Source organism: Segatella baroniae B14, from assembly GCF_022024235.1.
Lineage (GTDB): Bacteria > Bacteroidota > Bacteroidia > Bacteroidales > Bacteroidaceae > Prevotella > Prevotella bryantii.
The window spans coordinates 1,333,963-1,358,600 of the sequence record NZ_CP091799.1 but is presented as its reverse complement, the minus strand read 5'-3'; the positions used below and the strand labels follow the sequence as shown (position 1 = coordinate 1,358,600).

Below are 24,638 nucleotides of genomic sequence, written 5' to 3'. Positions count from 1 at the left end.
CTAATCTGTTATTTAATATCATTTAGGTCGCGAGCAAGAATCTGCCAAGTTGAGTTGTAAATGGTGAAGATACCAGTTACATCACATGTTCCAGATTTGATGATATCGTTCGCAAAGTCTGCATAAGTACTGGTGCGTAAACACAAATTACTAGAGTTGTATCCTGTAAACGCACGGTTAGCACAGTTTGATGTCAGTGATACACTACCATCGTTTGGAGCATAAACATTCTTTCCGTTAGCATCCTTGAAAGTAACGCCCTTGATCGTCATCAGCTTTCCTGCATTGTCGAAAATATAGGATGCATCAGATAGCTTTGAAACATCAAAATCTTCTTTCAGACTGTTCAGTTTGGTAGTATCAGGTTCACCTACAAGCTTGTAGTGCTTTTCCCAAGTATAGCGGTCCATGCGACCTACGCCTTTGGCGCCAGTGCTCGTATTGGTATAAATACCACCAACTTCAGCCTGACCACCATAGCCACCGATAATTAAATCTTTTAAGTCGATGATGACTTCCTGGCCTTCAGGTAAGTAGCCATAGAGACCACTAGCTGAAACACATACGAGAAGAGCGCCAGTTTCGTCCTGGATAGAAATCTCCTGATAGATATTACCACCACGGTCATTACCCGTTACAATACCTTTGATTTGCATATCTTCAGAAATCGTGGTATATGAATTACCGGTAATCTTATTCTTATATTTGGCTTTCAGTTGAGCAATTGTAACCAGATTAGTTGTCTCAATGCTATTATCGCCATAAGGTGATTCATCCAAGGTTGGGTCTGCATAGCTGCTTCCCATACACGAAGCAAAGATAACCCCTGCGAGCGCCAATGCTAAATATTTTAATTTTTTCATTGTTGTCTTTTTTAGAATCTATAAGATATCTGGAACATACCATTAGTACCCCATGCATAGAACTTCTTAGGGTTCTTAGAGAAGCTGTAAACGCGAGCTTTGGTAGTATTGGTAGTAGTATTAATGGTGTAGTCGCTTCGGCTCTGTACATAACCACCTGTTACAAGGTGAGTATTGTTCAGGATGTTGCTGACCATCAGATTAAAGTTCAATGAACCCTTCTTCAGGCGGATACTCTTGCCGATACTTCCGTCAACCATCCAGCCACCATGACCTCTATACTGTTCTGGTATTATGTAGTTACCATCATTATCGACATACCCCATCTTAGACATCGTGCCACCATAAAGCATATTTGGCGCATAAGACAAGTAGATGGCATCATACCAGTTGGCATTAAGGTCGATATACCAGCCATTCTGGTGGAAGCTCAAACCTGCGCTACCCATAGTAAGAGGAGTACCGTTATCGCGATAACCCTTGTTGTATACAGTCTCAGTAACGTATTTACCCTCGATAGAGTTTAAGTAGATGCCATTGGCATTATTGATATACTTAGCCTCGCTTATAGTACCTAATCCCTTCAAATCAAGGAATGAAGTTAGTTTTACTTTCAAACCGAGTTCTACACCATAATATTCTTTCTCGATACCAGTCATAGAAAGATATGAGAATGAATTAATATCATCGTAGTAGAAATTCTGCCATTCAGTTACGTGGTCAAGACGGTTGTAATAGCCATTAATATTAGCCTGCAACCAACTGCCCTTATACTGATAACTAAATTCGCTGCTGAATACATGCTCGTCTTTCAAGTTGTTTACGAAGTCATTATTCATTTCAGGAGCAGCGAAAGCGGTGTTTGCTGTAGGAGCGTTCCACTCGTAGCCTATGCCCAAAGCAAGAACGTGGCCTTTACCTGCATCATAAGTGATACGACCTTTACCGCCGCCTTCCCAGAAGCGAGCTACACCACTTTTACCGTATGAGTTATCGGCAAACATACCGTTACGCATCGCACCGTTGCGCTGCATGGTTTGGAAACTTGTTTTACCAGAAACCATCAACTGTACTCGACCTACATTAGAAGTATAACTGCTCCAAAGAGTTGCTTTGTTGTTGTAGATTCTGTAATCGTAACCGAAAACATCACCTTCCTGTACTAAAGCGCCTTTACGGTCAGCACCCATAGTGTTCAAGTCGTATTGATATTGATCGCTTAGAGCAGAGTAGTTACCTAACGCATAGCTGTTTACATTGTGGAATGACGTTGCACCGAGAAGATCGTCCATTGTTTTGTAATGGCGATCATTGTTGGTCTGTCCGATAATACCCAAATTCCATACAGAGTGCTTGGTATCATGTTTGGTCAGAGTAGATGCCAAGGTCATATTGAAGGCATCATTATGTTTTGCCTCCACATAATACAAAGCATCCTGACCAGTAGCAGCTGCAGACTGGTTAGCATAGTATAATTTATCCCAGTTGATTTGACGATTAGCCTTTGACAACGTAAAGAAGTTGTACGCAGAAAGCCACTGGTTATAATCATTGCCGATATTGTTGCCTCCCCATACATCATAATAACTAGAAGGAAGAGCTTTCCAATAGTCAGGCTGTGGATTTTCACTATTATTGTAATTCAAGCGTGTACCCTTATACATGCTATATTTACCAAAGAGACTTGTTACCAGTTTGGTATTGTTGTCAATGTTCCAGTCCCAAGTAAGAATAGCAGAAGGAGCGAAATCGTTGATAACGCGAGAATTACGTTTATGTCCGTTCTGATAGCCCCAGTAAGGGTTGTACTGATTGTCATTAGCGAGCCAATACATTTCGTCAGTAGAAGCACCCTGTGAAGCGCGCTCGGTAGGATTACCCCAAGTAGAGAAAGAAAGGCTATGACCATTCTTCCACATTTTCTGAACTCCAAAGAAATAAGAAAGTGAGTTGTAGAACGTACCCTCGACATAGCCCTGTTTAGCCCAGCGATAGGTTACACCTCCGGCAAAAGCCCAACCTCTAGGGTTGAAACCAGAAGCATAAGTATACATGCCACGCGCCGTATAGTTGCGATTAGCAGCAGCAATCGAAACAAAGTGACCTTCTTGCATAGCACCCGCACGGAAGTCATAATTATTACTTCCAGCTAGACTGTTAAGACCAAAATTGTTGCTTTCAAATGGAAGAGCAAATTCTACATTGCGAGTGAAGCGATTTAAACCACCCACATTAGAGAATCTGAATTGTCCTGATTCCATGTCGTTCAATGGAGCACCGTTCGCATAAACCTGATTGTACTTCTGGTTTAAAGCACGATAGCGATAACGCATAGGAGAAAACAAATAACCAGCCTGAGATGCGAATAGATTAGTGCTGGAATTTAGAATGGTCACGTTTTGTGACATATTCTCGTCCTCTCCCAATTGTGCTTCGGTGAAAGTGAATGCCTGCTCATCTAGACCCTGGGCTTGCTTTTGCTCTGTATTATTAGTGTTTTGAGCAAGCGCAATAGGGGTGTAGCAGAGAGCCATCACAGCAATCTTTACCTTGTTTTGCATATTCTAAATTTAATAAAAATTATACTTTTCTGTGCAAAGTAACGAAATATATTTTAAAAAAGGAAGTGTTTTTAGTTAAATTTTTCAGTTGTTTTGGCTTTTATATCAAATTAAATCACGATATTTGCAGAATACTTTCATCATATGTAAGTTAAGGAAGTTAGTAAGGTTAAAATTTTGGATAAACATTTTTAGCATTAATGAAAAAGAATATTCTTTTGTTGGCAGCTTGGTTTATGGCCTGCCTCACTGTATCTGCTCAGAAATCGTTTGTAGGTTATGCTATCGGTTTCTATAATCAAGAAAACTTGTTTGATACTTGTCATGATGAAGGCAAGAATGACTATGAGTATTTACCTGCCAAGGGCTGGAATGGTCTTAAATATTCGAATAAATTGAAGAATATGGCTCAGGTACTTTCTGAAATGGGAACAGATGTAATTCCTGTAGGATGTGCTGCGATTGGTCTTGCTGAAGTAGAAAACGATAATGTGCTTAAAGATTTAGTAGCTCAGCCAGCTTTGGCAAAGCGTGGTTTCAACTTTGTGCATATTGAGGGACCAGATCGTCGAGGTATCGATTGTGCCTTATTGTATAATCCTCAGTTATTTCAAGTAAGAAATGTAAAATTAGTTCCTTATGTTCAGGAATTAAAAAAAGACAGTGCTTTTTACACCCGTGGCTTCCTTACTGTAAGTGGAACTTTGGCGAATGAGCATGTTACGATTATTGTATGTCATTTACCAAGTCGTTTCAGTGCCAGTTTCTATCGTGAGAGTGGTGCACGCCAGATAAAAGTTGTTAAAGACTCTTTGCTTCGTGAAGATCCTACCTGCAAGGTTATCGTGATGGGCGATATGAATGATGATCCTGAAGATGCGAGCATGTATAAAGAGTTGGCTGCTAAGGAAAATATTAATAAGGTAAAGGCTGACGAGATGTTCAATCCTTGGTATAATGTACATCAGTCTGGCACTGGTACATTAAGTTATCAAGGTGCCTGGAACCTTTTCGATCAGATTATTCTGAGCCCAACTTTGATCAATCAGAACGGTAGCAAGGATTATTCTACACTAAAATATTGGAAGAATCAGATTTTCCGTCGTGATTATATGTTCCAGACAGAAGGAAAGTATAAAGGTTCGCCAAAGCGTACTACAGCAGGTGGTGTTTGGCTTAATGGTTATAGCGATCACCTCCCAACAGTAGTCTATCTTTTGAAGGAGAAGAAGTAATGTCTACAGAAATGCCGATAGAGACCCATCCCTTTGAACCGTGGCTACCTAAGAATGCTCGGTTATTGATGTTGGGTACATTCCCACCTTCACCCAAGCGGTGGTGTATGGATTGGTATTATCCCAACTTCATGAATGATATGTGGCGAATCTTCGGCATTTGTTTTTTTGACGACAAACAGCATTTTATCGTTCCAGGTGAAAAGCGTTTTGCGCTCGAAAAAATAAAAACGTTCCTTGAAGAGAAGCGAGTTGCTATTTTTGATACAGCTCTTCGTATTCGTCGTACTAAAGGAACCGCATCCGATAAAGATTTGGAAATTGTTGAGCCAGCTGATTTAGACAGCATGCTTCGCGCTTTACCCGATTGTAGAGGTGTATTGACAGCAGGTCAGCTGGCAACCCAAATATTTACAGAACATTATGGTATAACAGCTGCCAAGAAAATGAAAATGGGCAGTTATGTTGAATTTCAGTTTGAAGGTAGGTCTCTGCGTTTGTATCGCATGCCAAGCAGTAGTAGGGCTTATCCGATGGCAACCGAGAAAAAGGCAGAATATTATCAGCGTATGTTTGATGATCTGCTGAAGTAACACAAAAAAATAATCAATAAATAGAGAATGGAAGATAATGTAACTATTATTGGAATTGCAGGTGGAACTGGTAGTGGCAAGACTACTGTCGTGAAAAAGATAGTAGAGGCTTTGCCTCCACATTATGTAGCAGTAGTTCCACTTGATTCGTATTACAATGATACGACACATATGACAGAAGAGGAGCGTCACGCTATTAATTTTGATCATCCAGATGCCTTCGACTGGAAGTTATTGACCAAGCAAATCAATGAACTCCGTCTTGGACATGCGATAGAGCAGCCTACATATTCATATTTGCAGTGTAATCGTCTTCCTGAAACTATCCATGTAGAGCCAAAGCCAGTTATTATTATAGAAGGTATTATGACTCTTTTGAATAAGAAATTACGTGAAATCATGGATCTCAAGATATTTGTAGATTGCGATCCTGATGAACGCCTTATTCGTAATATTCAGCGAGATACGATAGATCGTGGCCGCACTGTTAGTATGGTTGTAGAACGCTATTTACAGGTGCTCAAACCGATGCATGAACAGTTTATTGAGCCAACCAAGCGCTATGCCGATTTGATAATCCCTCAGGGAGGTGAGAATAGTAAAGGTATAGGTATACTATGTAAATATATCGAAGGACTGGTTCCTGCAATATAAAAAAGAAGAGCGCCCTCAATACAAGAGGGCGCTCTTTGTAATGGTGAGTTGGTATAACGTTAATTCTATATCTACTCGAAATCTTTTTCTGATAGTTCTTCGTTGGTCTTCTGCTCACGGTTAGAATTTGTATGGGTATCTTCAGCAGAAGATGTCGTGGTTGGTGTTGCATGCTGATTAGCTAAAGTTCTCTTTATCTGATGTATTTTGATGGCGTTGATACATTCGATAACCCCATAAAGCAGCATACTCCATCCGATGATTACCAATGGAGTCTCTGCAGATTCCAGCGGATTAACCATAATAAAGATGCCTATTAGAAGAATGATGCTAGGTATAATCCACCAGAAAAGACCGATTTGAGCGAACTTATTGGCAGAAGCAAGGTTGGCAAACATGTTAATGGCACCTAAGATGAGAATAGATGCTAGAATGTACATCAGTCCGATAATAAATGTACTAGGCATAACCGTGAGAATACCACCTAACACGAGACTGCCGATGCCTACTATAGGAAAGGTAGGTTTTCTGTTGATGATCAATTTGCCATTGCTGTCGAATACCTGTATATCTTCATCTTGATGTTTGATAGCGCTGTAATAAGAAACGACCGAAATCAAACCGGAGATGAGGAAGATAATACCGATAGCTATCATGAGCCAGTGCATCATTTCTTGGCGATATTGAATAAGCAGAATACCCACGATAATAGCACAAATACTTCGAAAATATGAACTTTGTAATGCTTTCATAGAAAATATATTTTTCTGCAAAGATAATAAATTATTTAAGATATTAAACGAATTATGACAACATTATATCTAGTAAGGCATGGTGAGACTTATGACAATGCCAACCATGTTATGCAAGGGCAAACCCCAGGCGAACTTAATGAAAATGGAATAGCTCAGGCTGAATCTGTGAGCCATCAGATGGCAGACAAGGAAATCGATGTATTTGTCTCTAGTGACTTACATCGCTCTGTGCAAACGTGTGAAATCATAGCAGCTCCTCACCATGCTCAGGTAGAGCAGATACCACTATTGCGTGAGCGAGATTGGGGAAGTTTCACGGGTAAGTACATTCCTAATTTGCAAAATGTCAAACCAGAGGAATGGCCAGAGGATATAGAAAGTATACCCCGTCTGAAATCTCGAGCTACCAATTTTCTGACCTATATTAAAACAACTTATCCTGATAAAGTCGTGTTAGCTGTAGGCCATGGCATTATCAACAAAGCTATTCAAAGCGTCTACTACAAAAAGCCGATGAATGAAATTAAACCGATGACCAATGCAGAAGTACGTATTCTCATTTTATAGCATTGGCTTATTAATCAAGAAGACACCTTGCTGAATTTAATCTGCAAGATGTCTTCTTCAATTATCCTATTTCGTCTTTTTAACCTTATATCTTATCTGTGTCCGCCGCCCAAGCTTGATCTCTCAGTGTGACCCTTGCTTGAACTTTCGCTAGAAGAGCGACTACTACCGATATTGCTGTTAACTCTACTTCCTCCGAATGAACCGCTTCTTACCGTAGAACCGCCAAAGGAGCGATTTGCATTAGAACGATTTTCATTAGAGCGGTTACTAAAGTTTCCGTAATTACGGTTAGTATTGCGCTCGATACCTCTAGTAACAGTAGACCTTGTGCTACTTTCACGATTGCCAAATCGTCCATTTCTGTTATCTAAAGACGGATTACTCCGATTATTATTGTTCGTTAATCCTCCGAACGAACGGTTTGCATTACTTCTACTATTACGATTCGTACTGATATGGTCACGTGTATCAAAGTGTTGTCCACGTCCGTATTTACCATTATTCCATCCATCTCTCATGCCAACATGGGTGATTCTGTCGTGATGTCTCCAGGTACGGTTAGCATACCAAGAACGTCCTCCATTATGTCGCCAACTGTGTCCACCGCGATAAGCGACATAGACTCTTGGACGACCAAAGTAGAAGTAGTTACGATGTGGATATCGTGCGTAAATTCTGAAGTGCCAATAACCGCCATCCCAATAAATAGGGCGATAGAAGTATAGGCAATTGAGGAAAGCGCGATACTGCCAGTCGAGTAATACATATTGCAAATCTAAATTTCGCTGATTCCAATATACACCAAAAAGATTGTCGTAGCTATCGATGCTCATCAGATAATCCAGATTGATTTCATAGGCAGCTTCGTACTGCTCATCAGTCAGATTAAGTTCATATGCCATCTTATCAGTTAAGAATAATGCTTCGTCACGTGCCTGATTGTAACTCATGGCGCTAGCAGAAACTGTTATGGTCAACAGTGCTATCAAGGCTATAATCATCTTTTTCATATTCGTGAGATTTAATTGTTTCTATTATTTTATCCTGATGCAAAGATATGCAGTCTGTTTAGTATTATGGGGGGAATATCCCTAAATCGATAAGGGAAAATCCCTATGTCTTTAAAATAATAACGAGACAATAACGTTATATATTATAAAATTGGTTGTTGTAAAAAAGTTAAAAATGAAAATAGGATACGCTATCCTTATTGCAAGTATTAGTAGCCCGTTTCCGTTATATGCTCAATATGCTTGGCAGGAGGGGACTGATAGAGAAGCATTACAGTTAAATCAGAACATTACTTATAAGCTCGAGATGCAGAGCTCCTTTTCAAATCACGAAACACCATTATGGCTAAATGCTAATAAATATGGACTAAGCTCATTAGATAAATATAATGGCTATTTACGTGGAAGCCTTACTCGGCCACTTCAGACAGATTCAGCTCGACGATGGGGTATAGGATATGGGGTCGATGTGGCAGTACCCATACATTATACCAGTAAATTTGTTCTTCAGCAGGCTTATGTTGAGGCTCGTTGGCTTCATGGTACACTTACAGTTGGTGCCAAAGAGTATCCTATGGAGTTGAAGAATAATAGTCTGAGCAGTGGATCGCAGACATTAGGTATTAATGCTCGCCCAGTGCCACAAGTAAGGTTAGCCCTGCCTGAGTATTGGACAATTCCAGCTTTAGGTCGATGGCTTCATATCAAGGGACATATCGCTTATGGTAAATTCACGGATAGCAATTGGCAGCAAGAATTTTCTACAAGTTCTTATCATTATGCTACAGGAGCCTATTATCATAGTAAAGCAGGTTATTTGAAAATAGGCAGTCCTGAGCGTTTTTGTCCTTGGTCATTTGAAATAGGATTAGAAATGGCTGCCCAGTTTGGTGGAAATTGTTATAATGCTAATAATTCGTACAGTTCAGCACCTGTAACAGCTCCTCATGGGTTAAGAGATTTTTGGCATGCTTTTGTGCCGGGGGGGCAGGATGCCGCAGATGGAGAGTATGGTAATGTAGAAGGTAATCAGCTAGGCAGTTGGGTAGCTCGTTTGATGTACGATTCTGATTCTTGGATGTGGTCTTTATATGCCGATCATTTTTTTGAAGATCATTCCCAGATGTTTCTTCTTGATTATGATGGATATGGTGATGGTCCAGACTATATGGAAAAGCAGCATTCACGCTTCTATCTTTATAAGCTCAAAGATATGATGCTGGGTACCGAACTTCAATTTAAATTTGGAACTTGGCTTCGAGGACTTGTTTTCGAATATATTTATACCAAATATCAGAGTGGACCATATAATCATGATCGAACCTATAACATAGCAGATCATTTAGCAGGTCAAGACGATTATTACAATCACAGTTTCTATTCCGGATGGCAACATTGGGGGCAAGTAATGGGCAATCCTTTGTATCGATCACCACTTTATAATACAGACGGGAGTATTCGTGTAGAGAACAATCGTTTTTGGGCTTTACATTTGGGAATCAATGGTAAGCCAAGTGAGCGATTAGATTATCGCTTATTAGCAACATTTCAAGAAGGTTTTGGTACTTATAGTGACCCATATACCCGTAAACGTCATAATGTGAGCACTATGCTTGAAGCTACCTATCATTTCAATCATAATTGGCATTTAAAGGGAGCCTATGGTATGGATTTTGGCAGTATTTTAGGTGAAAATACAGGCTTTCAGTTAACGGTATCTAAAACAGGAGTTTTACATTTTAAAAAGCGTCAGTAATCGTGAAACGTATAAAATATAATTTGACCGGATTTTTATTTCTAATGATGAGTGCAGTCATCTGCTCCTCATGCACATTAGAAACGAGTGATAATGGTGATTTAGATGGTTTTTGGCATTTAGAAGCAATAGATACTCTTGCCACAGGTGGGCATTACGATTTAAGCGACCAAAAACTGTTTTGGGGCGTGGAGCATAAGCTCATTGCGCTTCAAGGAAGTGATTTCAGTTTTTATTTTCGATTTACATATACCGGCGATAGTTTGAAACTCTCTTCACCTTATATCAATCATTGGCACCAGGATATGGAGGATGGTGGTGATATACCTGTTGATGATCCTGAGATACTACGCCCTTATGGTATTCAGAATTTAGAAGAGAACTTTGCTGTAGAGGCTCTAAGTGGTTCTAAAATGATATTACGCTCAAAAGAATTGAAACTATATTTTACTAATTTCTAGTTATCGCTAGAATTTTTTTCCACTAATGATATTGGTAAAAGTCTTGAGCAATATCTTGCAATCGAACCACCAGCAGTGATGTTCCAGGTAGTACAAATCTAGCTCCAGTCTTCTAAGCATTTTCTCTATGGTATCTGTATATCCATTATATAAAGTAGCATAAGAAGTTACTCCTGGTCGTATCTTGTACAATTGAGTATATCGGGCATCTCTTTCTATGATTTGATTAATATAGTATTTTCGTTCCGGTCTAGGTCCGATAAAAGCCATGTCACCTTTTATGACATTCCACAGTTGAGGAAGTTCATCCAAATGGTGATTTCTCAGGAATTTGCCCACATGAGTTAGGCGTGGATCGCCTTCGATATCCAGTAATTGAGGTTCTCCATGTTCTTCTGCATCCATTCGCATACTTCTAAATTTATAAATCATGAAAGGTTCACCATGTAAACCAATTCTTTCTTGGCTATAGATTACGGGAAGCCCGTCCTCCATACGAATGGCAAGAGCAATAACAGCAAGTAGGGGTGAAAATAATACGAGGCATATTATGGCCAAAATGCAATCTATAGCACGTTTCATATAGCGCATTCCTCCTTCAATTTATGCTGATAAACAGCTCCAATGATCAAATGTAGCCCCGTATAAAGAGCAATATCTGTTAAAAAGACGTATGTAAACCCGATAATAGGGAATAGAAGCATGTTAATAGCGATAAAAGCTAAGGCAAGGCCAAGAATAGTGATGAGAGCCTGGTGCATCGTCAACCCAAGATTCATTAATCTGTGATGAATATGGTTCTTATCAGCATCAAAGATTGGCCGATGATAGCGAAGTCGGTATATAATAATACGAGCGACGTCAAAAGTAGGTATCAACAATAGGGAAACGGCTATATTCATGCGTGTTGGTTCAAAGGCCATTACCAATCGATTGTCCATAGAGAGTTTAACAAAGAGGAAACTTAGGATAAACCCTAAAGTTAAACTGCCACTATCCCCCATAAAAATTTTCCGATTGTTTTTGCTTTTGCCAAACAAATTAAAGTACAAGTAAGGAACTAATACCCCCATAAGACCAGCTATCAGAATACAATATACAGCGAGTCCCTCTTCCATGAAGGTTAGCAAGAATCCGCCCAAAGCAATTTCTGAAAGACCAGCACATAATCCGTCGATACCATCAATAAGGTTCATGGAATTACAGATGAAAACAATGATAAAGATGGTTAGAGGCACCCCCACCCAATAGGAAATCTCATGGATACCAAAGAGACCATACAGATTATTGATATATAAGCCAGCCAGTGGTAATAGGCTTGCCGAAATGATTTGCACGACGAATTTGATATTTGCACTCAATCCTATGAGATCGTCCACGATACCTACAGAATAAATCAAAAGTAGACCGATTAAAAAGTAAATCGACCAAAGACTAATCTGAATCGTACCTTTTCCAAACTGACTGTTAAAAACAAACAGAGCAATAATGAATGATAAAAGCATACTAGGCATAAAGGAAATGCCTCCCAAGCGAGGTACTAAGTTCTTGTGTACCTTGCGAGAATCTGGTATATCGTATAAGTTTTTGTCTTTACAATAGTTTAGTATTTCAGGTATTGCGATGAATCCGCATATGGCGCTTAGTAGAAAAGCTCCAAGTATCAATAATATTGTTAAGGTCATACAAGTATTTGTCTATTACTTTGTATATACAACTGATAAATTAAGGATATATTGTGCCTATCATTTTATTTTTTACGTAGTAATATTATGGAGTTTCCCACTTAAAGGTTATTCTCTTTCACATTTGATAAATAAAATCCTTTAAGTGGGAAAAACTCATCTTGCATTAATTTGGAGTATTACTTGAGTATTAATCTATGCTTTTTTATATCTTAGCTTTTGTCCAAAGTCAGGTAAAACGATATTGAGTATTTTTTTAGTTATCTGAATACCTACTAGTGAAAGATAATATAAATATGCCTGAATCCTGTTTCCACCATTTTTTAATACGATATTGATATAGTCATCTTTCTTTTGTATTATTGATTTGGATGTAAAACCTCCAGCAACAAAAACAGCCATATCGTATTCTATTCTATGGAACTTCGCACCAAGTCGATCTGCTCTCATCAGAAATTCCAAGTCCATTGGCCATCTAATATCTTCATCATAGACACCAAATTTCTTGTACCCTTCACGTGTTACGAACATACCTTGATGAGCCACATGTCTTAGTAATGGCATCTTAGGGAAGGTCTTAGACGGAATTTCTCTACAACGAAATCCTGTTTCTGCGTCTTCCATAAGAATATTACCTTGGTATATATCTGATTCTCCATCGAATTCATCAGCGATTTTCTGTAGGGCACCTGGCAAAAAGAAATCATCCGAATTGATAATGCCTATTACATCGCCTGTAGCCTTAGCTATGCCTTTGTTAAATGCTTGACTTATATTTTTGTCTTTACCTGATTCAATAATAGCAATCTTGTCTCGATATTTATTCACGATATATAGAGTCCGGTCTGATGATAATCCATCAATAATAATATATTCAAGATTAGGATAATCTTGATTTAAAACACTTTGAATCGTGCGCTCAACAGTTTTCTCACTATTGTATGTAGGTGTAATTATGCTGATTTTAATGTTTGACATATTATAATGGAATTAATATATATTTAATAATGTAGCAATTTTGAATAGTCTCCATACTGATTTTTCTGATGGCTCTAAACGTGAGTCTTGAATCAGTTTGCATCGCTTTACGATACTCTGTTTAGCATCAATAAATTTCTTCAATATGTCTTTGTTCTCATTGCACATCATCTGGTTGTATCCATTCCAAATCTCTTGAGCTCTACGATATCTAGAGTGTTCTGAATATACAAATCTATGGTATCTACGTTTCCATTCGTGCATTTCACCTTGACCTTGCCCGATGGTATTGCTTGAATGTTGACGATAGAGAATGTATGAATTTGGATCAAATACTATCTTTGCACCTACAGCTAGTGCAACACTATATATCCAAACATCGTGCATGGGAATGTAACTAGGTGTGTACAGATTTATTATATCTCTTAATTTCTTATTAAATACCATGGTGCACCCAGGAATAAACTCATATACTAATGATTCTCCAAATGTAAGTTTTGGATTAATGATCGGTCCAGGAATGGGATTTAAATTCTCATCAGTGAGTTGGGTCCTGCTGAAATAAAGTGCAGGTATATCATCATATGGTTTGATAGCTTCTACGCCTGTTGATACTTTTTCGGGTTTCCAATAGTCGTCTTCATCAGCAAATGCATAGTAATCAGCATCGTGAGAATCTTTTACTAGCTGCATGAAACTGTGTGCTGGCTTTAGATTTTTGCCTTGATACCATGTAAGTTGATCTTTACTCTGGTATTCATCGAGTATCTTAGGAGTGTTATCTGTAGAACCATCATCGCGTACCAGCAGATCTATTTCTACATTTTCTTGGGCAAGGAGAGAGTCGATCATCTCTTTAATATAACGTTCTCCGTTGTATGATGATAGCAATATATTTACTTTATTCATTTTTGATATTTTATAGTTCTGCAAATATTTTCTGAGCGACTTTGACAGATTCAGCATCAGTAAAATGATCGCAGATGCGCTTATGGCTGGCTTCTGCATATTGATTTAATAATTCTGGAGTAGTAAGAATCTTGTCGATTGCTTCTGCATAAGCTTTGGTGTCGTAAAGAGCAACCTCTTCTCCTGTAACGCCTTTTAGGTTTACCCAATTTACTCCAGAACCTTCAATATGAAAGGTTACAGGGACACATTTACAATACATAGCCTCTGCTAGAGCTACACCAAAAGCTTCCTGCTTGGTGATGCTAGCAAATCCAAAGATATCAGCAGCATGATAGTAACAGCGAAGATCGTTGCAGCTTACCTTCCCAAGAAACTCGATACGCTTATTATTGGCTGCAAGTTGTTTCAGTTTGTTGGTTTCAGGACCGCGTCCAGCGATTAAGATTTTAACATTGCTTTTAATGTATTTTTCTGCAGCTATTAGCTGATCTATGCCTTTATATGGTATGTGTCTACCAACGAATAGTATCAGTTTACTACCTTTATATTTTTGTTTTATATCTTCTATTCTCTCTTTATCACCTTTGCGAAGATCGAAGTCACTCACGATCATTCCATTTTGTAGTACCTTAACTTTATCACGATATTTAAAAATAGGACTCGAAGGGTCTATATAATTTGGACTTGTAGCAAGAATCAAATCTGATTTTCGTAATGCTTCATTTTCTATTGGTTTAATCATTTTGTATAACCATCCCTTGGTTAGAATATCTGAATGCCAAAGTAATATCTTCTTACAATCATTTGGCAATACTCTATTTGCGATAGGATATACAAATGGATTAGGGCAATGTATAATAGCAATCTCTGGTGAATATAGTTGTACTACATTCTGTAGTTCTTTCCAGTAGGAGAAACATATATCTTGAGATGCAATATTTAGAGTAGGTGAGATTCGATATACTTTAGTACCATTTACCTCATTTATGCAAGTTCTGCCATTTTTAGCAAAACAGATGACAACATGATTATAATCCATTAAGCCTTCAACTAGATATTTTGCAACGGTTTCTATACCGCCCTCATCAGGATAATAATATTTAGATATATGAATAATTGTCTTCTTCATTGTGCGTATTTTTTTAAATAACGTATAATATTTAATAATATTACCGAGTCCTCTTTAAAAAGTAACACTTGTGATTATTATTTAATATTCCCAAAACAAAGTTGTTTTTCATGCAATTTTGATATCATCTGCAATGGATTTATTTTCTCAGTCAGTTCATATTGTTGTATTGTGGATTTCACAAAGTTGGCATTAAGATCCATATATAACAAATAATGTCACATTTAAAATGGGCAGATATTTATAAAATAAAGAAGAAAAAATATCGTTAAATTCTAAAATAAATATTAACTTTGTAACAAATACAACAAAAAATGGATGTAAATAGACAATCACACGAAATAGACATTGTTGGATCAATTAAGAAAGTATTGGAGGAAAAGAAACTTCTTGCAGTTGTGCTTGGAGTCTCTGCAGTCTTAGGTGTTTGTATAGCATTGAGTACCCAGAAATCATATACTACTTCTGTGGTATTGGCACCTGAGGTTTCGGCAAGTGGAACTATGTCTGAAAGTTTGAGTGATATGGCTTCAAGTTTTGGTATTGATTTAAATACAAAGGGCTCAATGGATGCTATTTATCCGGAGATATATCCAGACATCTTTGCATCAAACGATTTTATTATTAGTCTTTTTGATGTAAAGGTAACTACTAAGGAAGAAGGTAAGACTAAGACTTATTACGAGCATCTTAAATCAGATGGTAAAGTGCCTTTCTGGTCATACCCTGGTATCTTCATTCGCAATTTTTTAAAGAAAAAAGAAGCAGGAAAAGGTGGAAAGATTAATCCATTTATGCTTTCTGAAGATGATGAAGGTATATGCAATGGAGTGAGAAATAGCATTGGATGTCTAGTAGATAAAAAAACAAGTGTTATTACTATATCAATGACAGATATGGATCCAATGGTAGCTGCAATCATGGCTGATACTCTTCAAAGCAGACTGCAATCTTACATCACAGAATATAAAACAAAGAAAGTAAGGAACGATCTTAAGTATTATGAAAAACTATATGCTGAGAGTAAAGCTGATTATGTTAAAGCTCAACGTTTATACGCTTCTTTTTCTGATGCTGATCAGGATGCTGTTCTTCAGACTTTCCAGAGTAAACGAGATGAGTTGGAAAATGAGATGCAGTTGAAATACAATATTTATAATGGCATTGTTGCTAAGCTTCAGAATGCTAAGGCCAAGGTTCAAGAACAGACACCAGCATTTACGATTATTCAGCGACCTACAGTTCCTAACAGAGCTTCCAGTACGCCGAGATCAGTTATGGTAATTATGACCATGATGTTTGGCTTTATAGCCGATTCTCTTTGGGTACTTTTTATCCGTGATTTCGTTAAAAACCGTAAAACAAATAATGCGTAGGCATGGCTTATAGCATACCTTATATAGTATTAGTGCTATCCCTTGGTTGTGCAGGAGTAGTCTTTGACAATACAAAAGATGAAATACTTAAAAAGCGACTTTATATTGGGTCGCTTTTGGTAGTTTTTATATTCTTTGGTTTTAGAGGATATATTTTGAGCGACTGGGTCAGTTATTATCCATATTTCTTTGATTGCTCTTGGGATAATATTTCCAACTATGAGTTTGGAAGTTCGAAATATTGGGAACCAGGGTATACGCTTCTAAATCTTATAGTTAAGGGATTGTGGGAAAATTGGCATTTTTTTGTATTTGTTAGTTCATTAATCAATTTTGGACTTTTATATAATTTTCTTCGCAAAAGGACAGAGAATATGCCGATTATTCTTATGTTGGTTATTGTGTTTGAAGGTTTAATGATATTTACTAATCTGATGCGTAATGCTATTGCAATTTTGGTGTTTTTAAATGCATTAGATTATCTAGTAAAGCGTAAGCCTTTAGAATACTACGCTCTTTGCCTAGTAGCTCTCTCTTTTCATACATCTGCACTGGCTTATTTTCCATTGTATTTCTTTTTCCATCTGCGTCCAAACAAGTGGATTTATTTGTGTATTTTCATTATTTGTAATCTGATATTCCTTAGTCGTATTCCGATTTTTTTGACTTTAGTAAAGATGGTTGGGGTTAGTGAAATTTTTGCTGATAGAATTGAAATATATACAGAGTATCTAACTAGTAGTACACCTCTGTCTATTGGATATTTAGAACGTTTGCTTACGGGTACATTGATATTCTGCTATTATGATAAGTTAAAGGAAGTTCGCAATGAGGGTGGAATATTCATTAATGCCATGATAGCATACTTTGTGCTATTTTTCATCTTTAATGAATTTGAAGTTTTGAGTAAGCGTTTTGCTACTTTGTTCGTATTTGGATATTGGATTGTTTGGTATGATTTGATTAAATGCTTTAGTATCGATAATAATCGTAGACTATTCAAGATATTCATAGTTTTGTATTGCTCATTGCGTATGGCGGGTACATGCCATTTCCCAGACTATGATTATGAAAATATACTTTTTGGGGCACAAGAATATCAAGAACGATTGTATTTTCACAACCGAACCTTTGAGGAGCAAATCTAGATATTATAGTTATACTAGAGACTCGTAAATTTTATAATGTTCATTAGCGCATTTTTGCCAAGTAAATAGATTTACCCTTGAGCAGCCCTTCGATATAAGTTGCTGGCGGAGATTGTCATCTTCTGTCAGCAATTTTATTTTTGCGGTCATGTCGTCTATATCCTTTGGATTAAAATACAAGCCTGCATCACCGGCTATCTCTGGAAAACAACTGGTATCTGATAAACATACAGGACAACGAGTTTCCCAAGCCTCAAGAATTGGCATACCAAAACCTTCGTATATGCTAGGATAGATGAAGAATAAAGCCTCTGCATACAGCTGTTTCATTAGTTCTTCTGATGCAGAAACATGTATTACCTTATCTTCTATTTTCAATTCTTTGAATTTAGCTAGTTCTGTGGTAGTAAATGGCATAGAAGTGCATATGAGTCTGAGGTTAGGATGTGACTTGCTTAGAATGGCAAAAGCTTTGATAAAACGATGGAAATTTTTATATTCTGCTCTTAATCCAACATATAGTATATATGGATTATTGGTAATATCTTTGATGTGCTTTGGTTTATCATGTATTTTCTCTATACCATGATATATTACGTGCACTTTTTTTTCATCTACAAAAGGAAATAAAGTGAGTAAATCTTTTTTGGTATTATTGCTTACTGCGATTATTGCATCTGCTCTTCGTAAAGATTGATTTTGTAATTCTACTATATCCGGACGGGGACTATATGTAGACATGTTGGCATCATGATAAGTAATCACTAATGGCTTGTTGCCAAGTGAATTGCCATAGTATGTGCCAAAGTTAGTTTGATGAAACACATCAAACTTCTGTCTCGAGAGTATGTGACTTGTGTAAGGGCGATTGATATGCTCCAACAATCTAGCCTGACCTCTGAAATATTTGGGAAAGTAGCGGAACAGATGCATTGCTCTTACATACTCATTGCATGCTAATAGGGTAGTGGTATCCCAACTTCCTTGAGGTAATGAGTTTATCATCATGGCAAAATACTTAGATGCACCGCCATAAACATCATAAAATAATTGATGGTCGAATAATATCTTCATTTTTTAGTTTTTAAGTGAAAGGACAATCCCATATACAATGATAGTCAAGATTGCTACTACGCTGACCTTTTTTTTGGGCTGGTACGCCGCCAACAATTGTGTAGGGTTCAACATCACGGTTGACCACGGATCCTGCGCATACTATAGCACCTTTGCCAATTGTAATGTTTTGGAGAATTGTGGCATTTGCACCTATCCATACATAGTCTTCGATGATTATGGGATGATCTATCTCACGGAATGTGTGTGAATCTTTATCGTGACTTCCTGTGAATATTGACACCCCATGTGATATCGAGACATTATTGCCTATCGTGATGAATCCCCGTGCATCAAGTGTACATCCTCTATTAATATGTGTGTAATCACCAATCTTAAGTCTGCTAGGTGCCATAAAATATGACTTGAGATTAATAAATGAGTTCTTTCCAATCTTCATTCTGCAGAGCTTAAGTATAGTCTTGCGTATTGCCCAAAATGGAATCATTGGTAATATTTCGTTGACAATAAATTCAAAGAGAAATGCTCTAATCCACTTTTTTACATCAGCTGTGAATTTATTGTCAAGAATTGGATTAATGCAACTTGTTCTCAAAAAAAACAGAAAAGCAGGTAGAGAAAATTTTCCATTACTTGTGATTTTATAATTGTACCAATATGATTTAAATCTGTGTGCAGAAGCACCTTCTGCATCATAGACTTGGAGAAAAGTATCTGCCTTTAGGAATCTATAGCCGGCAGTATAAATGCTGAATATCATATTCCAATCCAGTGAGTATTCCAGATCTTTTTTTCTACTAAGATCAAATAGAAATTGCTTTTGTACGCTTGTTCTTGTAAGTGAGGCTCCATGGCGATAAATAGGATATTTACGGAGTAGGCTAGTATCATCAGGAGCAATTATTTTTGTTTCAACAACACCTGAACGAGATATGCAGTTGGTGTAGATGACATCAGCTTGATTGGGATCTACAGCCGTAATCGTATCTTCGAGTGAAGTGTTAAAAGCAAAATTGTCACCAGAATTAAGTATATTAATCCATGTTCCTGTAGCGTGGCTGATACCTTTGTTCATGGCATCATAGATACCACCGTCTTTCTCTGAGCACCAGAAAGCTATACGGTCTGCATATTCTGCTATGATATCTTTGGTTCCATCTGTGCTTCCACCATCAATGACTATATATTCCTTCTCCTCCCAGGTTTGCGAGAAGTAGCTTTCTATTGTATTTCTGATGTTTGCAGCATCGTTGTATACAACTGTGATAACACTTATTTTATCTTTCATTATTGATTCCAAATTCCTTTAGCTTTGTTTCTGATTAAAAGGTGACATTGATAGAGATGGATTACAGCCATACTTGCATAGCATAGTGTCATACATAAAATAATGCCTTCTGAGCCTGCTTGATTACCTAATGCGAGTAGTATGAGTATATATCCTGCTGTAAACACAATTGATGTGATCATTTGAACTTTTATTTTATTCAATCCGTTGATGAGATAGGTTACACTATTATTTAGATTAAAACAGCTGATGTACACGAGTACGCAGGCTGATATTGTGAAAGGCACGATTACTTTTTCTCCTACCCAAAGATTGTAAAATAGTGAACTTCCTGCCAGCATGATGATTCCTGCTATTACACTAAAAGCCCAGAAGAGCAGTGCTTTGTGAAATGTTTTCTTGATCCATTGGAAATCTTCTTTGATATAGGCATCAGTATAAGCGTTCCACATTGGTGAAATTATGACCGTGTAACCGATAGCCAATAGATTAAAATACTTGTAGGCGATATTATACGTAGTTACTGCGGTAGGACCACAGAATTGAGTAATAAAAAGGTTTGAACTGCCATAGATGACCAGGCAACTTGTTATCTGTATCACAAAAAATCCTAGACCTTTGCCCACAATATTCTTTAATAGCTTTGCATCAAAAGCGTGGATGGATGGTTTAAGATCCTTGTATTTTTTAAAAATAGGGAATGCTGCTATCAGATAAATACAAACCGGTGATATCGTTAATGCTAGCACGATATACATCAAGTTTCCTGTAGTTGTTTTGGTTAGGATATAAGTGATAATAAGACCAAAGACGCTTCCTGAGACAGATAGAAGATCATTGATGGCATATTTTTGAAGAGCGATAAAAACAAAACCGATATTTTTTAAGACAAAATTTGCCAGTGTAAACGACAGAGCGATAATCATTATGTTTCTCAATTCTGTGTTACTTAGGGTATTCGAATTAAAAACCTTATTGAAATCTAATAGGCATAGAGGCAATACGCTGATGATGCCAATGATAATTGCAATGAGTGTTAACACACATAGCGTAGTACTCAGATAAGCTTTTCCTAAAGCATAGTTCCCCTTAGATATAGCTTGGGTTAAATAATTACGCATACCGTTGCCCAGTCCGACATCAAAAAATGTAAACCAGTAGAGTATAGAGGTTATCGTCATCCAAATACCATATACTTCGTTGTTCAGATATCCTATGGTTATAGGTACGATGAGTAAAGAAGTGAGTAAGCCGATTATTTTTAATATACCAGAAAACAAGATGTTGTTTCTCAACATCTTGTTTCTCTGATTTTTCATATGTAATATACTACTTATCGTATTCATTTATTTACTCAAATTAGCAATAGTTGCTATCATAGTAGCGATACTTGCTACACTAGTTCCCATGGTTGCCATTTCGGCAATAGAGGCCTTCTTTTTTAGTTTACTTGGTACTACAATCTCGCAGCCTGGTTGAACCTTGGCTCCCTGGCTGATCTTGGCTACCATACCATTCATATAGATGATGTAAGCATTACTCTTGCGGGCCTTCTGTGAGAATCCACCGGCTGCATTAATATAGTATTTGGCACTTTTGCCTTTCATATAGGCTACTGTGTTCGGATAGAGTACTGCACCGTTTACTTTGACGGTAGCATTATATTTAGGTACATATAAGCGGTCACCTTCACGTAATACCATGTTGGCATCACTGTTAGGGTCGGCGATAGCTTTGTCTAATTCGATACCAACACTGTAGTACTCTGGTATGTTGAATTTTGAAAGCATCGTCTGGTTATTCTGTTGTCCCAACTGTGATACAGATGAGGCATTGTTGCTGCTTGCTGCAAGCTCCATTAACTCTTGTTGCTGTTGCTCTCGTACCATTTCCCATGCAGCTTGCATACGTTTCTTTTCTGCTTCGTTAGTCTTTCGTTCCAAGCGGGCTCCCTTGATGTAGGCTAGTTTGGTAGCACCACCGGCAGCATGAAGTAGGTCGGTCAATCGTGCATTGCGCTTGGTTAGTCCATAAGTTCCGGCAAACGAAACCTCACCACTGATCTCTACGTTTTGTTGCTCGCTATAACCAGGGTTGGCATGGATGTATACTTCATCAAATGGCATGAGGGTGAATCCTGGTGTGCCATCGATGACGAAACCGTCTTTCAGACTCATCTGATAGCTTTGCCCGATAATACTGTCTGGAGCTATAGCTTTCGGATCGTTCACACGTCTACTTACGGTTACCTTTACCGTCGACGCCTTGTCTGTTAATCCACCAGCTTGGAGTACGAAGTCTTCAATCGTTTCGTTATCGGCATACTTATAGATACCAGGATATTGTACTTCTCCTCTTATCGTAATCGTACGTTCAGATGCTCTGTCTCTTTGTGTAGGGATGAAGAGCACATCATTTTCTTTGAGTGGTATATCGGCTGTTTTGCCCGACATAATGCCCGCAACGTCTACAGATATGACTTCAAGTGTTCTGTCACTCTTCATGCGATGCATGACGGCATGATCGGTGAAAGCATCTTCTGTAGTTCCTTCTGCGTGTTCGATGAGGCTACGTACGCTATTTATCTGCTGACTTATATTGTATTTGCCCGGGCGGAATACGGCTCCTTTTACCTCTACGGTATTCTCATAGCGAGGTAGTATAGAGTCTACGCTTACAGAGTCGCCATCAGCTACACGGAAACTGCTAAAGTCAAATTCTTCGACATTGAAAACGGCATATTCTCTGCCGGTCTTGCGATTAACACGAACACTCTTTTTGTAGGCATCACCTGTGAAACTTCCAGCGTATTTGAGCAGGCTCTGAATACTCTCGTTCTTCTTCATCTCGTAGAACATTGGTCGTTTTACTTTACCGGTAATGTTAACCAGGCAGTCATAAGGACCTACTACAATTACATCGTTATCTGTAAGTCGAACGTTTCCTGTTAGTTTGCCATTTAAGATGTAGTCATAAATGTCGACTACACTTACTAATTTATTGTGGCGATATACCTTAATATTACGGAGAGTACCAAGGTCATTAGTTCCTCCAGCCATATAAAGCGCATGAAATACGGTCGCAAATGCTGATAGGGTATAGGTTCCTGGAACTTTCACTTCACCCATTACGTTGATCATAATGGTTTTCGTCTGACCTACGGTAAGGCGAATTTTACTATTGCGGTAACGGCTTCCTAAAGTATTTCTTAATCGATTGTTAGCTTGGCTTACGGTTAAGCCAGAAATGTTGACTGGTCCGAAACCTTCGATGGTTACTGTTCCATCAGGTGAAACGGTATCTTGAATGGTCTTTTGTGAAACGCCATAGATTTCTATGATAACAGCATCGCCTGGCCCTAAACGATAGTTTTGAGGGGTAGCGATATTCATATTTGATTCAAAGGTCAATTCATTGTTATTGAAAATATCTCGGCCGAATACTTTTTTCTTTTCAGCCTTCTCCTTGGCAAGTAAGCGTTGGAGCATCTCGGTAGAGTCTGGAATCATCTCAAACATTTCTTTTTGCATGTCAAGATAATCCTGATCGTTTTCATCGAAAGAATGCTTACGTGTGGATAAAATCTCATGCGTATCGTTTATACGGTAAGAACTGCTACTATTCGTTTTAGCTACTTGTTTTTGATAGTCTTCGCGAGTCTTACCGTTGTTTACTCTTAATTTATCTGATGTGTTTTCTGTATTGTTACTAATGTTACCAAGGCCAGATTCTTTTTGCTCGCGTTGATATTTTTTTCGTACACGCCTTATCTGATTGATATCTACACCATTTTGCATTAATTTCGTTACAATTTGGGTATTAGAAGTGCCTTTTGCGTGTTCTTTTACTACAAATTGCATAACCTGGTTGTCTGTCATGCTACCAGATTGTGCCCATAGAGTTGTTGAGCCAAGAAGGGATATCAAGGCGCAAATAATATATTTTTTCATACTAACTTTATTCTTTCGGTTATGCTTATTTTCTATATAACCGTGTTTATTGCTCTTTATTGTGTTTGTAGAGAAAAGCTATAAACAAAAATAGGTATCTTATCTTCTTTCTTTTGGGTTCAGTATAAAAAATGTGTTTTTTAGTGGTTTCGGTTGTTAGGCACATATAATGTGCTCTATATGCAAGTATATATGTTACCAGCCTCTTCCCCAACCATTGTTATTGCCAAAGTTGTTGTCGTTATTCTGATTTTCTGAAGTGTTTTCAATTACAGGCATGTCTTGCTGAGGTTCATTATTGTCGCCATTAAAACTAGACACGGTTGTATTTACTGAAGCTGCCAACAGTACTGCGTTGCCAAGTTCAGCACTTACGATTTCTGTTTTTGGTGCTGTATATATTTTTTTTGTCATTTAATTAGTTGAATTTTTATATTTTGCTTGTTTTCATAGACTTAATATTGCAAATATACGCTTTTTTTATTCTATTCAGCCATTCAGATGCCCTAATATAATATTAATTAACATTTTAATATACTTTATTATACTTTTGTATGGTTGTGATGTACATATATGTATTCAGTATGATTGGTTATTGACTAAGTAAAAAACATGGTATATTTTTAATAAATTTGAATTT

At 37.7% G+C, this 24,638-nt stretch carries 22 protein-coding genes; 8 read left to right on the top strand and 14 right to left on the bottom strand.

Annotated features, from left to right (window positions below; all coding sequences use genetic code 11):
* Positions 1-8: 8 nt before the first annotated feature.
* Positions 9-863, bottom strand: coding sequence for a DUF5689 domain-containing protein (locus tag L6469_RS05755; RefSeq protein WP_006281793.1), 855 nt, complete (start codon positions 861-863; stop codon positions 9-11).
* A gap of 11 nt (positions 864-874) precedes the next feature.
* Positions 875-3,424 (bottom strand): TonB-dependent receptor, encoded by a 2,550-nt coding sequence (locus L6469_RS05750; protein ID WP_006281794.1) that lies wholly within the window; start codon positions 3,422-3,424, stop codon positions 875-877.
* A gap of 200 nt (positions 3,425-3,624) precedes the next feature.
* On the opposite strand from L6469_RS05750, the gene L6469_RS05745 reads away from it, so the two are divergent.
* From L6469_RS05745 to udk, 3 genes are read left to right on the top strand one after another with little or no spacing between them, the layout of a single operon-like run.
* The gene (locus L6469_RS05745; protein ID WP_006281795.1) at positions 3,625-4,659 is read left to right on the top strand and encodes an endonuclease/exonuclease/phosphatase family protein; all 1,035 of its coding nucleotides are present in this window, start codon (positions 3,625-3,627) and stop codon (positions 4,657-4,659) included.
* Between the two features lie 11 nt (positions 4,660-4,670).
* Positions 4,671-5,252 (top strand): uracil-DNA glycosylase family protein, encoded by a 582-nt coding sequence (locus L6469_RS05740; protein WP_027452961.1) that lies wholly within the window; start codon positions 4,671-4,673, stop codon positions 5,250-5,252.
* Positions 5,253-5,279: 27 nt separating this feature from the next.
* Complete coding sequence (gene udk, locus L6469_RS05735) at positions 5,280-5,906, top strand: uridine kinase (protein WP_006281797.1); 627 nt, start codon at positions 5,280-5,282, stop codon at positions 5,904-5,906.
* Positions 5,907-5,977: 71 nt separating this feature from the next.
* Here udk and L6469_RS05730 read toward each other — a convergent pair whose 3' ends face one another.
* Positions 5,978-6,658 (bottom strand): HdeD family acid-resistance protein, encoded by a 681-nt coding sequence (locus L6469_RS05730; protein WP_006281798.1) that lies wholly within the window; start codon positions 6,656-6,658, stop codon positions 5,978-5,980.
* 54 nt (positions 6,659-6,712) lie between these two features.
* Between L6469_RS05730 and L6469_RS05725 the strand changes: the two genes are divergently transcribed.
* On the top strand, positions 6,713-7,228 hold the full coding sequence (locus L6469_RS05725; RefSeq protein ID WP_006281799.1) for a histidine phosphatase family protein: 516 nt from the start codon (positions 6,713-6,715) through the stop codon (positions 7,226-7,228).
* A 92-nt stretch (positions 7,229-7,320) separates the two neighbouring features.
* Here L6469_RS05725 and L6469_RS05720 read toward each other — a convergent pair whose 3' ends face one another.
* Positions 7,321-8,241, bottom strand: a complete 921-nt coding sequence (locus tag L6469_RS05720) for a hypothetical protein (protein ID WP_006281800.1) — start codon at positions 8,239-8,241, stop codon at positions 7,321-7,323.
* Positions 8,242-8,416: 175 nt separating this feature from the next.
* Between L6469_RS05720 and L6469_RS05715 the strand changes: the two genes are divergently transcribed.
* Positions 8,417-9,997 (top strand): capsule assembly Wzi family protein, encoded by a 1,581-nt coding sequence (locus tag L6469_RS05715; protein WP_006281801.1) that lies wholly within the window; start codon positions 8,417-8,419, stop codon positions 9,995-9,997.
* 2 nt (positions 9,998-9,999) lie between these two features.
* A complete protein-coding gene (locus L6469_RS05710) occupies positions 10,000-10,458 on the top strand; it encodes a lipocalin-like domain-containing protein (RefSeq protein ID WP_306432713.1) in 459 nt (152 codons plus the stop codon).
* 6 nt (positions 10,459-10,464) lie between these two features.
* Here the strand turns inward: L6469_RS05710 and L6469_RS05705 are convergent, their stop codons facing one another.
* From L6469_RS05705 to L6469_RS05685, 5 genes are all read right to left on the bottom strand, one after another.
* Positions 10,465-11,040: a sugar transferase gene (locus L6469_RS05705; protein ID WP_039869888.1), complete on the bottom strand. Its 576-nt coding sequence runs from the start codon at positions 11,038-11,040 to the stop codon at positions 10,465-10,467.
* On the bottom strand, positions 11,037-12,143 hold the full coding sequence (locus L6469_RS05700; protein ID WP_006281804.1) for an MraY family glycosyltransferase: 1,107 nt from the start codon (positions 12,141-12,143) through the stop codon (positions 11,037-11,039). The genes L6469_RS05705 and L6469_RS05700 overlap by 4 nt, the downstream gene beginning before the upstream one ends.
* Positions 12,144-12,338: 195 nt before the next feature.
* On the bottom strand, positions 12,339-13,121 hold the full coding sequence (locus tag L6469_RS05695) for a glycosyltransferase family 2 protein (RefSeq protein WP_006281805.1): 783 nt from the start codon (positions 13,119-13,121) through the stop codon (positions 12,339-12,341).
* A 12-nt stretch (positions 13,122-13,133) separates the two neighbouring features.
* Positions 13,134-14,030, bottom strand: coding sequence for a glycosyltransferase family 2 protein (locus L6469_RS05690; protein WP_162091547.1), 897 nt, complete (start codon positions 14,028-14,030; stop codon positions 13,134-13,136).
* Between the two features lie 10 nt (positions 14,031-14,040).
* Positions 14,041-15,162 (bottom strand): glycosyltransferase, encoded by a 1,122-nt coding sequence (locus L6469_RS05685; protein ID WP_006281807.1) that lies wholly within the window; start codon positions 15,160-15,162, stop codon positions 14,041-14,043.
* A gap of 314 nt (positions 15,163-15,476) precedes the next feature.
* On the opposite strand from L6469_RS05685, the gene L6469_RS05680 reads away from it, so the two are divergent.
* Positions 15,477-16,538: a chain-length determining protein gene (locus L6469_RS05680; RefSeq protein ID WP_006281808.1), complete on the top strand. Its 1,062-nt coding sequence runs from the start codon at positions 15,477-15,479 to the stop codon at positions 16,536-16,538.
* 2 nt (positions 16,539-16,540) lie between these two features.
* Complete coding sequence (locus L6469_RS05675; RefSeq protein WP_006281809.1) at positions 16,541-17,686, top strand: EpsG family protein; 1,146 nt, start codon at positions 16,541-16,543, stop codon at positions 17,684-17,686.
* Between the two features lie 9 nt (positions 17,687-17,695).
* Here L6469_RS05675 and L6469_RS05670 read toward each other — a convergent pair whose 3' ends face one another.
* The 5 genes from L6469_RS05670 to L6469_RS05650 all read right to left on the bottom strand — a co-directional run bounded on the left by L6469_RS05670 (position 17,696) and on the right by L6469_RS05650 (position 24,412).
* Positions 17,696-18,760 (bottom strand): glycosyltransferase family 4 protein, encoded by a 1,065-nt coding sequence (locus tag L6469_RS05670; RefSeq protein WP_006281810.1) that lies wholly within the window; start codon positions 18,758-18,760, stop codon positions 17,696-17,698.
* Between the two features lie 10 nt (positions 18,761-18,770).
* Positions 18,771-20,048 carry a glycosyltransferase gene (locus L6469_RS05665; protein WP_006281811.1) on the bottom strand — a complete coding sequence of 426 codons (1,278 nt, stop codon included), beginning with the start codon at positions 20,046-20,048 and terminating at the stop codon, positions 18,771-18,773.
* Positions 20,048-21,367, bottom strand: a complete 1,320-nt coding sequence (locus tag L6469_RS05660) for a lipopolysaccharide biosynthesis protein (RefSeq protein WP_223918686.1) — start codon at positions 21,365-21,367, stop codon at positions 20,048-20,050. The genes L6469_RS05665 and L6469_RS05660 overlap by 1 nt, the downstream gene beginning before the upstream one ends.
* Before the next feature lie 27 nt (positions 21,368-21,394).
* The gene (locus L6469_RS05655) at positions 21,395-23,998 is read right to left on the bottom strand and encodes a polysaccharide biosynthesis/export family protein (RefSeq protein WP_006281813.1); all 2,604 of its coding nucleotides are present in this window, start codon (positions 23,996-23,998) and stop codon (positions 21,395-21,397) included.
* A gap of 195 nt (positions 23,999-24,193) precedes the next feature.
* Positions 24,194-24,412: a hypothetical protein gene (locus L6469_RS05650; RefSeq protein ID WP_039869863.1), complete on the bottom strand. Its 219-nt coding sequence runs from the start codon at positions 24,410-24,412 to the stop codon at positions 24,194-24,196.
* Between the last annotated feature and the right edge of the window lie 226 nt (positions 24,413-24,638).